A 10,646-nucleotide genomic window follows, 5' to 3' on the forward strand; every position below is an offset into this window, starting at 1 on the left:
ATACACTATAAGAATAAACAAATATTTAATATTTGTAAATAATTTTTTTATTAATAATGATTTACATTAATTCTTTGGCCGGTTTACCTTGCTCCTTATTTCTTTTAAGTCCTATTTTGACAATAATATAGCTTAGAATGTAATATATTATTATCAATACAGTATTTTTTAATATTGATGCTATTGCTCTTACATGGCAGTGAATTTCATTTAATCCGGTCTCCAGCGCTTCTTTTGGATAGCTACGAATTATGTTCATAATTATAGGTTCTATAATTTCATCACCAAAAAATAAAACGAATATAGCCGTGAAAAGTACTATTGTAATCACGCCACCTATTTTTTTTATTGATTTTCCTATAGAGACACATAACCACAAAAGCAATGTAGTTGCAAAAATCCCAAGAATTTTAGCTGTAAAAATTTCAAATCCGAAACGGCCTATAGTACTACAGTCATTGGAAACATCAATAAAAGCAAACTCTGAAAAAGCCACCAGATCAGCAAATGAAATTCCATATCCATAGCCATATCTTAACGAATAAAATCCACCTAGTACTCTTTCTGTCGATATAAATAGTGCAACTCTTACTGTTATCTGAAATATTACCATAGGAATAAATTTACTTAATATAAGTTTATTTGCAGATAATGTATCTACAGAATAAATATTTCTATAAAAAACATCTCCTCCAAAAACATACAAAATGATTGACAAAAAAGGATATAGTAACTGCAAAAACATATTAGCAATAGCATAGAGTAAATGCCATAATACTATTGTTCCTACGCTCTCTACCCCCAAAATTAAAAATATAAAATGCACAACCAAAAAAATAATTCCTGTCACAATAGCTATTGATAACAATGTGAGTTTAAATACTCCCATTAATTGCTTAAATTCACTCTTTATCATCTCTATAAACATAGAATACTCCTTTAAGCCTTTTTATATATTTATTATACTATATTTTATGCAAAAACAGACCTTCAATTACTGAAAGTCTGCTTTACATTCTTTAATCTCTGCTCTCCACTACAAGTAAGTCTCCGCTAAAAGTGGCTTTCAACTTATCACCTTTTATCTCATTGCTTATATAAAGGCTTGGAGTCGCTATATTGTCAATTATTCTGTTTTCAATAGGATACTTTACTCCTTCGAGTTTCTCCATAAAGTTTTTTTCTTCAAGTGAAAAAAAGCTTATGTATTTTCCCCAAAGTTTTCCTCTTTCCAGGATGAAATGATTTGATTTGACATATATCTTATTGTATTTGTCGTATATGGTTATATCCACTCCAAGTTTTTTATACTTTTGAAGTATCAAAATATTGGCAAAGGCATGGTCAAATCTCTTTCCGAGAGCCCCAAAAACTGCGATGTTTTTTATACCGACTTTTACGGCTCTGTCCACCGCAAGTTCACTGTCTGAGAAATCCTTTACCGGATCATGTTTTACTATCTCAACATCAAGTTCTGCATATTTTTTTAACCTATCATCGTCAGACAGTGTATCAAAATCTCCAACCATTATATGAGGGATTAAATTTATTTTTTCAAGCTTTGTAATTGCCGCATCCACACTGATAATAATATCTTCTTTATTTTCGGCTATATAGTTTTCCAATAATGATATATCTATATCCCCACCGGTAACAATTATTGCATTCATTTACAATATCTATACCTCTCCCAGTGCATCATTTAAAGCTTTTATATTCTTTAAAATATCACCTTTAAATACTGAAGAACCTGCCACAAACTCATCGACTCCGGCATCTGAAAGAGCTTTTATATTATCTATACCTACTCCTCCGTCCACCTGTATCAAAAGTTTCTGATTTTTCTTTTCTCTCATTTTTGAGAGTTCTCTTATCTTATCCAAACTGTAGGGAATAAATTTTTGTCCTCCAAATCCCGGATTTACACTCATTATAAGTACCATATCCACTTCTGAAATGATATTTTCTAAGAGTGAAACCGGAGTTGCTGGATTTATGGATATACCGCTTCTAAGTCCAAAGGACTTTATTTGTGATATACATCTGTCTATATGCTTGCAAGCCTCAAAATGTATCGTTATACCGTCGGCTCCACTATTGTAAAAATCTTCAATATATCTCTCCGGATTTTCTACCATCATATGTACATCAAAGAAAAAATCTACAGATTTTCTTAATGAACTTATAACAGGCATTCCAAATGAAATACTCGGTACAAACATTCCGTCCATTACATCCAGATGTAAAACTTTTATATTTCCTTCTTTTAATAGCTTCATCTGTGATGATAAATCAAAGAAGTCAGCTGCAAGTAGTGATGGTGCAATATTCTTTTTCAATACTTTCTCCTTTCAGAAAGCTCTTCATACATTTTTTTATAGCTTTGATACCTGGATTCACCGATAAGTTTTTCTTCCAAGGCCTGCTTTACGGCACAATCCGGCTCATTTATATGCATACAACCTGCGAATCTGCATTTCCCCTCATACTCTTCAAACTCATGGAAATGAAATCTGAGCTCCTCCTTATCAAATGTAGGTGATTCCACACTTGTAAATCCCGGAGTATCAAATACAAAGGTGTCACTGTCAATCATAAACAGCTCGGAATGTCTGGTAGTATGCCTGCCTCTTTCTATTTTTCTGCTGACAGTATTTGTATCCATATTTGCTTTCGGTGCAAGTATATTTGTTATAGAGGACTTTCCGACTCCCGATGCTCCGGCAAGTACACTTACCTCACCTTTAAGAGCCTCTTTTAAATATTCAAGTCCTTTTTCTTCAAAAGTTGAAGCTATAATATTTTTAAATCCCGCATCATTATATATTTTTGCATATTCCAAGGCCTTATCCATGTTAAGATCCGTCTTGTTCCAGCATATCTCCACTTTTATTCCGGCATTTGACATATTTATCAAATATTTGTCCAAATAGTAAAATGCCGGAGACGGTGATTCCACCGCCAAAACAAGCACAACTTTATCTATATTGGCTACTGCAGGTCTTATCAGGGCATTTTTTCTTTTATATATCTTTACAATATTTCCTTCAAAATCTTTTGTGTCCGTGATTTCAAAGTCTACATTGTCACCCACAAGCGGCTTTACGCCTAATTTTCTGAAAATGCCCTTTGCCTTGCATTCAAAAATCTGACCTTTTCTTTCTCCCTCATCAAGGATTATACAATAATAAAAACCTGCAATCCCCTTTATTATCTTTGCAAAATAAATTTTGCTCATATCTTCTTTACTCAACTCTAAAGAACTCCACTGTATATGATTTCATTACCTCGCCGCTGTCTACATTTACAATCTCAACTTCTCCCTGGTCTACTCCGTTAGCGCCCACAATAGTTCTAAACCTTACAGGAAGTATGGTGTCGCCTGTAACGGTTCTTGCTTCCATCAATGTAGAATATACATCACTTCCGTTTACAGTCTGCTTAAGCCTGATCATAACCTTTACACTGGTAAATCCTGAGCTTGGTCCTATAACATCCTGTAAAGAGTAGTTTGTATCTATTGAAGCCACATATCTGTAGCTTGCGGCTGTCGGTGCAGGTGCAACTGTAGCCTTTGTGGTTTGTGCCTGCTCGGAGCTTTCACTTTTTGATTCGCTTGACTCCGCCACGCCTGTACTTACAGCATAGTCGATCCTTGTACCGCTGTCCACACTTGAACCTGCCGCTATCGACTGTCCGGCTATAATTCCTGCCGCTATACTTTGACTGTTTTGTTCAGCTTTTGTTCCGAGTACAAGTCCGTTGCTCTCAAGTAAAGCTTTTGCATCCGCTTCACTCATATTTATAATATTAGGCACAATAACCTTTGTAACCTTTTTACCGCTACTGACAATCAGAGTAATTCTGTCACCGTTTTTAGGCTTTGTCGGGCTGTAGGATATTACCTTTCCCTTTTCAATAGTATCGGAATTTTCCTCTTTTGATTCTACCGAAAAACCGTTTTCCTTTAGCAGAGCCTCTGCCGCCTCCTTAGTCTTTCCCGCAATACCAAGTTTTGTTATATCAACCGTATCGGAACCGAGACTTATTACGACACTTACCTTTGAATACTTTGAAACCACCTCATCGGCCTTAGGATCCTGTGAAATAACATTTCCCTTTTCTACAGTATCCGAGTATTCACTTGACTTTACCTGCATCTGAAGATTGTTGTCTGAAAGCTTCTTGTCGGCCATTTTCTCTGAAAGTCCTACTACATCAGGCATTACAGTCTGTGTGGAGTCAAGCGTACTTTGAGAATTATCACTCTTTTTACCTCCGAATACTCCTGTAAATCTTCCGACAAAGAATACTAAAAGTATAACTATGATTACAGCTACAATGACTCCGACAATGGACATGATTCTGTCCATCTTTTCGTCTTCTTCATCATAATCATCTTCATCATTATCAACTTCGTCATTGTCATATTCATCATCTTCCATATCATCTATGGGCTCTACCTGATTTAAAACCGCAGTATCCTCAGACTTTATTACCTTTGTAGCTCCTGTCAGAGCATAAGGCTCATCCGGATTTAGCAGCACATTTTCCAAATCATCCAAAACTTCAGTGATATTTTGATATCTGTTTGCCGGATCCTTCTTTGTACACTTTAATATAACTCTTTCAAGATTTGCGGATATTTGATTATTATATATATGTGGCGGTGTTATAGCCTGCTCAAGATGTGCAAGAGCTATTGAAACAGTGGAATCTCCGGTAAAAGGGACTCTTCCTGTAAACATCTCATACATTGTGATACCCAAAGAGTATATATCACTCCTTGCATCGCATCTTCCGCCTCTGGCCTGTTCAGGTGAAATATAGTGTACGGAACCTATAGCATTCGCATTTAATGTCTGCTCCGACACCGCTCTTGCTATACCGAAATCCGCAACCTTTACTTTGCTTTCCTCTGTTATAAGTATATTTTGAGGCTTTATATCTCTATGCACTATATGCTGTGCATGGGCAGGCTTAAGGGCCTTTGCTACCTGTATCGCAATACTTACACCCTCTGTAATATCCAGCTTACCCTTTATTTTTATATATTCTTTTAGAGTGATACCGTCTACAAGCTCCATAACTATAAAATGGTACTTGCCCTCATCTACCACATCGTAGATATTGACAATATTCTCTCCTAAAAGTCCTGCCGCCGCCTGAGCTTCTCTTTTAAATCTTTCTACAAATTCCGCATCCGAGCAAAATTCTTCTTTTAAGACCTTTATTGCTACAGCTCTGCCAAGCTTCAAATCCTTGGCTCTGAATACATTTGACATGCCTCCCGAGCCTATTTTTTCTATAATTTCATATCTTCCTTGCAAAACAACTGATTCAAGATTCATAATACTACCCCTCATTTATATCTATAAGCAAAATTGATATATTGTCATTTCCGCCTGATAGATTTGCCTCCTCTACTAGTCTTTTTGCACTTGACTTTACACCGGCACTTGAAGATATTATATTGAAAATCTTCCTGTCGTCCACCATATTTGTAAGTCCGTCCGAACACAATAATACATATTCAATACCGGCAAGATCCAACTCAAAACTGTCTATCAGTATCCTTTCTTCCGCACCCACAGCTCTTGTTATCTTACTCTTATTCTCTTTATATTCAGCACTCTCTCTTGTTATTTCACCTTTTGAAACAAGCATTTCCACAAGGGAATGATCTTTTGTTATCTGTGAAATACTGTTCTCATCAAGTACATAACATCTGGAATCGCCTACATTGAATACATGCAAAGTATTATCTATAATGCTTGCCGCTACAACGGTTGTTCCCATTCCCGACAGATTCGGATTTTTACTTCCCTCCGCAAACAGATTTGCATTTGCATATTCTATGGCTCCTTGTATTGCCGTTACAGGCATTTTTATTGTATGTTCAATATATGTAAGCATATAGCCTATCAAAGACTTTGACGCATAGTCTCCGGCCTTTTCTCCTCCCATTCCGTCAGCCACAATATATAAATTCGGCAATACTCCTACCGGCGTATCACTTATATATACCGTATCCTGATTTACAAGTCTTTTCCTGCCTACATCGGTCAAAGCAACCGAATACATATTACACCTCCAATTTTTAAGAATTCGTTTCTGATTGAATAAATCTCCTTCTTAATTGTCCACAGGCACCGTCTATATCTCTACCCATCTCTCTTCTGACTGTTGCATTTACCTTATGTTTCTCCAAGAAATCCCTAAAAGCCTTTATCTTAAGCTTGTCGGACTGTTTAAAATCTCTCTCCTTTATAGGATTTACCGGAATCAGATTAATGTGAATATTTCTTCCGTTTACAAGTTTTACAAGATTCATCGCCTCTTTTATATTATCATTTACACCTGCAACAAGTGAATACTCATATGATACTCTTCTTCCGGTCTTTTTAAAATAATAATCACATGCTGAAATAACATCCTTTAGAGCATATTTATTTGCCACAGGCATTATAGTTTTCCTTATTTCATCATTAGGTGCATGTAAGGAAAGTGCCAAAGTAATACTCAGTCCCTCATCTGCCAAAGCTCTTATTTTCGGTACAATACCGCAGGTTGATACGGTGATATTTCTTTGGCTGATATTCAGTCCCATATCACTGCTTATAATTTTTACAAATTTTACTATATTATCATAATTGTCCATAGGCTCTCCCGAACCCATTACAACAATATTTGATATTCTCTCTCCGAGAAGTTTTTGTATACTGTATATCTGATCAAGCATTTCCGAGGCTGAAAGGTTTCGTACAAGACCGTCAAGAGTCGAAGCACAGAACTTACAACCCATTCTGCATCCCACTTGGGATGATATACAAACCGAGTTTCCATGCTCATATTTCATCCTTACACTCTCTATAATATTTCCGTCCTCAAGTGCAAAAAGATATTTCTGTGTACCGTCAAGCTTTGACTTAAATATCTCTACAGCCTTAAGATTTGTAAGGCTTGTACTTTCCTTAAGCTTTTCTCTGAATGCCTTTGACAGGTTTGTACATTCATCAAAGGAGGATATAAGTGATTTATGCATCCACTCAAATAATTGCTTTGCCCTAAACTCAGGCTCATTCATCTCCTTTACAAATGTCCTTAATTCATCTAAATCCATTGACTTAATATCAGTCATTATCTCTCCTAAATACTGCAATGAAAAATCCGTCGCAGTTGTCTCTTCCGGGTATCAGTTTCATATACCCGTTTTTCAATTCGCTCTCTTCAAGCATTTTTATTGTTTCTTTGTCCATTCTCTCTGTCAGATCAACGGCTTTAAAATCTTTGTGGTTTTTTAGAAACAAAAGCATATTGTCTTCATTTTCCGCTTTATTCAATGTACAGGTGGAAAATATCAACTCGCCGTTTTTCTTTACATACTTGGACACATTATCAAGTATCTCTTTTTGTAAGTTTGAAAGTGATTTTAACCCTTCTTCTTCAAGTCTATACTTTATATCGGGCTTTTTCCCTATAATGCCTATTCCGCTACATGGTAAATCAGCCAAAATCAAATCAGCATCACTAAATCTTTCATCAAAGATTCTTGCATCCGCAACTGAAGGAATTATATTTGAAAATCCCTGTACTTTTGCATTTTCTCTTATCAATTCAACCTTATTTTCACTTACATCACAGGAATATATCTTTGAACTCTTATCAAGCTTATCCGCCAGAAGAAATGACTTTCCTCCCGGTGCGGCACATACATCCACACATTTTTTAATATCCCTTACTCGAAGTACCTTTGATATCATAGATGATGAAGTATCTGTGATATAACATTTTCCGGACTTTATAACCTCAATATCATCCACTCTGTCAAATCCTGTAATATATAATATATCCGAATTAAGCTTTGATCTTTTGACATTGATATTCTCAGCTTCCAAATCTTTTATTACATCTTCGACACTTGATTTTGAAGTATTTACTCTTATTGACAAATGCCCTGTATTAAGGAAATACTCCAAGGTTTCGTTAAAATACTCACCTGTATTATCTCTTATTATATTTAAAATGAGTTCAGGCATTGAATATCTGATACTTAAATCATCAAATTTCAGTTCTTCTTTTTCACTGCTTATCTTTCTGAGTATTCCGTTTACAAAGCCTGTAAGCCCCTGCAGTCTTTTAATCTTAACAAGATTTACAGCCTCATTTATTACAGCTCTGTCAGGAACTCTGTCCATATAAAGCATTTGATATACAGACATTCTGAGTATCTCTCTGATTACAGGTTTTACACGCTTTCCGTTATTATATTTTTTTATAATATCATCCAGCTGCAGTCTGTACTCAACCACTCCATGGACCACTTTTGAAAAAAAGCCTCTGTCCGCCTTTGATAAATATGAATATTTTTCAAGAGCCATATCAATTACCTTATGGCTGTACTCTTTTTCAACATCTATCAATAAGAGAGCTTCCAAAACTAAAGCCCTTATATTTGTTTTTTCCATTATCAGTTCCTTCTTCTGCTTCTACCGCTGAATAAAAGCATAAGTCTAAGCATTTGCAATACCCCTGTAGCCGCTGCAGCCACATATGTCATAGCCGCCGCAAAAAGCACCTTTCTTGCACTCTTATCTTCTCTGTCAAAGAGAATTTCATTGTTTTCCAACTCTATTAAAGCTCTTCTTGAAGCATCAAACTCTACAGGCAGTGTAATAATTTGGAAGATTACTGCAAGTAAAAACATTGCTATACCTATTTGAATAAGTATATTTGACATATTTCCATACCCAAGTAAAAATCCTATACATATAATAGGCCATGAAAGTCTGCTTCCCCAGTTTGCTACCGGTACAAACGCACTTCGCAAGTTTAGAGGTACATATCCGACATTATCCTGTATTGCATGTCCACACTCATGTGCCGCAACTGCAATTGCCGCTACGGAAGTTGATCCGTAAATCACTTCACTTAAACTTACAGTCTTATCTCTCGGGTCATAGTGATCTGTAAGTCTGCCTGAAACAGGTCTTACGGAAACATCATATATTCCGTTTGCTCTTAAGATTCTCTCGGCAACCTCTCTTCCCGTGAGTCTTGACTGTGATGCCACTCTTTCATATTTTGCGAATGTTGCCTTCATTCTCCATGATGCAATCAATGTTATAAGCATTCCTATAATAACAAAAATATAGGTTATATCAAATCCGTAATACATAAGCTCCTCCTCTTATATCAGGTCCTTTATCCCAACTTATATCCCTGCTCTATATCTCTTCCCATCAGGAAGTCCTTTGCAGACATTCTTTTCTTACCCTCAAGCTGCAAAGATAAAACTTCCAGGATACTTTGATTACATATTATAAAAATCCTGCTGTTAAAGCTATATATTTTGCCGTAATTTTCACTTAAGTTTATATTTGGTAATTCCGATATATTCTCTGCCACCTCGGCTTCCCATATCTTAAGCACCTTGCCCTGATACCTTGTATATGCACTTGGCCACGGATTCATTCCTCTTATCAATCGCTCTATTTCAACGGCGGTTTTATTAAAGTCTATCTCACCCATGCCCTTTGAGATCATCTTTGCATATTCTGTAGTAGCCTCACCTTGAGGTATCGGTACAATGCTGTCAAAATTTGCTATGGTATCCACTATCGCCTCGCCGCCAAGCACTGCCAGTTTGTCAAACAGCGAACCTCCGGTCTCTTTTTTGTCTATTTTTATTTCATACTGTTTTAAAATATCACCTGTATCCAGACCTTCATCCATCAACATAGTTGTAATACCTGTCTTTTCTTTTCCGTCTACAATTGACCACTGTATAGGCGCAGCACCTCTGTACTCAGGCAAGAGTGAGGCATGAATATTTATACATCCGAATTTCGGTATATCAAGAATAGCCTTCGGTAAAATCTTTCCATATGCCACAACCACAAAAAAATCGGCATTTTCAGACTTAAGTCTATCAATCAGTGCTTCATCCTTCATCTTTGAAGGTGTAAGCACAGGTATATTAAGGCTTAATGCCAATTCCTTTACAGGTGTAGGGCTTAGCTCTCCTCTGTTTCTTTTCTTATCTTCTCTTGTGAGCACAAGACTTACATCATGCCCCGCTTTTACAAGTGCTTTAAGCGGTTCAACAGAAAAGTCCGGTGTTCCCATAAAAACTATTTTCATTCTTCATCTTCCTCATCTTCGTACATTCTTTCAAGCTCTTCATTGTCTATAAGTTCGCCTTCTACAAGGTCCACATATAGCTCACCCTCAAGATGTCCGCATTCATGGCATATAGCTCTTGCAAGTAGTCCTTCTCCTTCAAGAGTGTATTCATTCATATCTATATCGAATGCTTTTACCACAACATGGTTAGGTCTTTTTACCACTCCGCTCTTTCCGGGAACACTGAGACAACCTTCATATCCTACCTGCTCACCGTCCTGTTCAAGTATAACAGGATTTATAAGTACATGTACATTTTCAGGCTCTGTCTCTATTACAACTATACGCTTTAAAACTCCTATCTGAGGTGCCGCAAGTCCTACACCGTTAGCCTCTCTCATAGTGTCTATCATATCATCTATCAAAACTTTCGTTCTGTCATTTACTTCCTTTACTTCTTTACACTTTTTGTTTAACACACTGTCGCCCATTACTCGTATTGCTCTTATTGCCATTATCTA

The 10,646-nt window shown here is 36.4% G+C and carries 11 protein-coding genes; all 11 read right to left on the reverse strand.

The annotated features are described in order from the left end of the window. Window positions 1-61: 61 nt before the first annotated feature. Entirely contained in the window at window positions 62-928 is an 867-nt protein-coding gene (locus tag EHV10_RS14210) for a hypothetical protein (protein ID WP_128675217.1), read from the reverse strand. Window positions 929-1,019: 91 nt separating this feature from the next. After that, window positions 1,020-1,670 carry a thiamine diphosphokinase gene (locus EHV10_RS14215; protein WP_128675218.1) on the reverse strand — a complete coding sequence of 217 codons (651 nt, stop codon included), beginning with the start codon at window positions 1,668-1,670 and terminating at the stop codon, window positions 1,020-1,022. A gap of 9 nt (window positions 1,671-1,679) precedes the next feature. Beyond that, on the reverse strand, window positions 1,680-2,339 hold the full coding sequence (gene rpe, locus EHV10_RS14220) for a ribulose-phosphate 3-epimerase (RefSeq protein WP_128675219.1): 660 nt from the start codon (window positions 2,337-2,339) through the stop codon (window positions 1,680-1,682). Then, window positions 2,336-3,238: a ribosome small subunit-dependent GTPase A gene (gene rsgA, locus EHV10_RS14225; protein ID WP_207667173.1), complete on the reverse strand. Its 903-nt coding sequence runs from the start codon at window positions 3,236-3,238 to the stop codon at window positions 2,336-2,338. Before rsgA ends, rpe begins: the two co-directional genes overlap by 4 nt. 7 nt (window positions 3,239-3,245) lie before the next feature. After that, window positions 3,246-5,351 carry a Stk1 family PASTA domain-containing Ser/Thr kinase gene (gene pknB / locus EHV10_RS14230; protein WP_128675221.1) on the reverse strand — a complete coding sequence of 702 codons (2,106 nt, stop codon included), beginning with the start codon at window positions 5,349-5,351 and terminating at the stop codon, window positions 3,246-3,248. A 4-nt stretch (window positions 5,352-5,355) separates the two neighbouring features. Further along, window positions 5,356-6,084 carry a Stp1/IreP family PP2C-type Ser/Thr phosphatase gene (locus EHV10_RS14235; protein WP_128675222.1) on the reverse strand — a complete coding sequence of 243 codons (729 nt, stop codon included), beginning with the start codon at window positions 6,082-6,084 and terminating at the stop codon, window positions 5,356-5,358. 16 nt (window positions 6,085-6,100) lie between these two features. After that, complete coding sequence (gene rlmN / locus EHV10_RS14240; RefSeq protein ID WP_128675223.1) at window positions 6,101-7,141, reverse strand: 23S rRNA (adenine(2503)-C(2))-methyltransferase RlmN; 1,041 nt, start codon at window positions 7,139-7,141, stop codon at window positions 6,101-6,103. Further along, window positions 7,134-8,468: a 16S rRNA (cytosine(967)-C(5))-methyltransferase RsmB gene (gene rsmB, locus EHV10_RS14245; RefSeq protein ID WP_128675224.1), complete on the reverse strand. Its 1,335-nt coding sequence runs from the start codon at window positions 8,466-8,468 to the stop codon at window positions 7,134-7,136. Before rsmB ends, rlmN begins: the two co-directional genes overlap by 8 nt. 2 nt (window positions 8,469-8,470) lie before the next feature. Next, a complete protein-coding gene (locus EHV10_RS14250; RefSeq protein ID WP_128675225.1) occupies window positions 8,471-9,178 on the reverse strand; it encodes a zinc metallopeptidase in 708 nt (235 codons plus the stop codon). Window positions 9,179-9,204: 26 nt separating this feature from the next. Continuing rightward, window positions 9,205-10,143 (reverse strand): methionyl-tRNA formyltransferase, encoded by a 939-nt coding sequence (gene fmt, locus EHV10_RS14255; protein ID WP_128675226.1) that lies wholly within the window; start codon window positions 10,141-10,143, stop codon window positions 9,205-9,207. Beyond that, on the reverse strand, window positions 10,140-10,640 hold the full coding sequence (gene def, locus EHV10_RS14260) for a peptide deformylase (protein WP_007590987.1): 501 nt from the start codon (window positions 10,638-10,640) through the stop codon (window positions 10,140-10,142). Before def ends, fmt begins: the two co-directional genes overlap by 4 nt. Window positions 10,641-10,646: the final 6 nt, after the last annotated feature.

The sequence above is a fragment of the Lachnoanaerobaculum gingivalis genome, assembly GCF_003862475.1.
Classification (GTDB): domain Bacteria; phylum Bacillota; class Clostridia; order Lachnospirales; family Lachnospiraceae; genus Lachnoanaerobaculum; species Lachnoanaerobaculum gingivalis.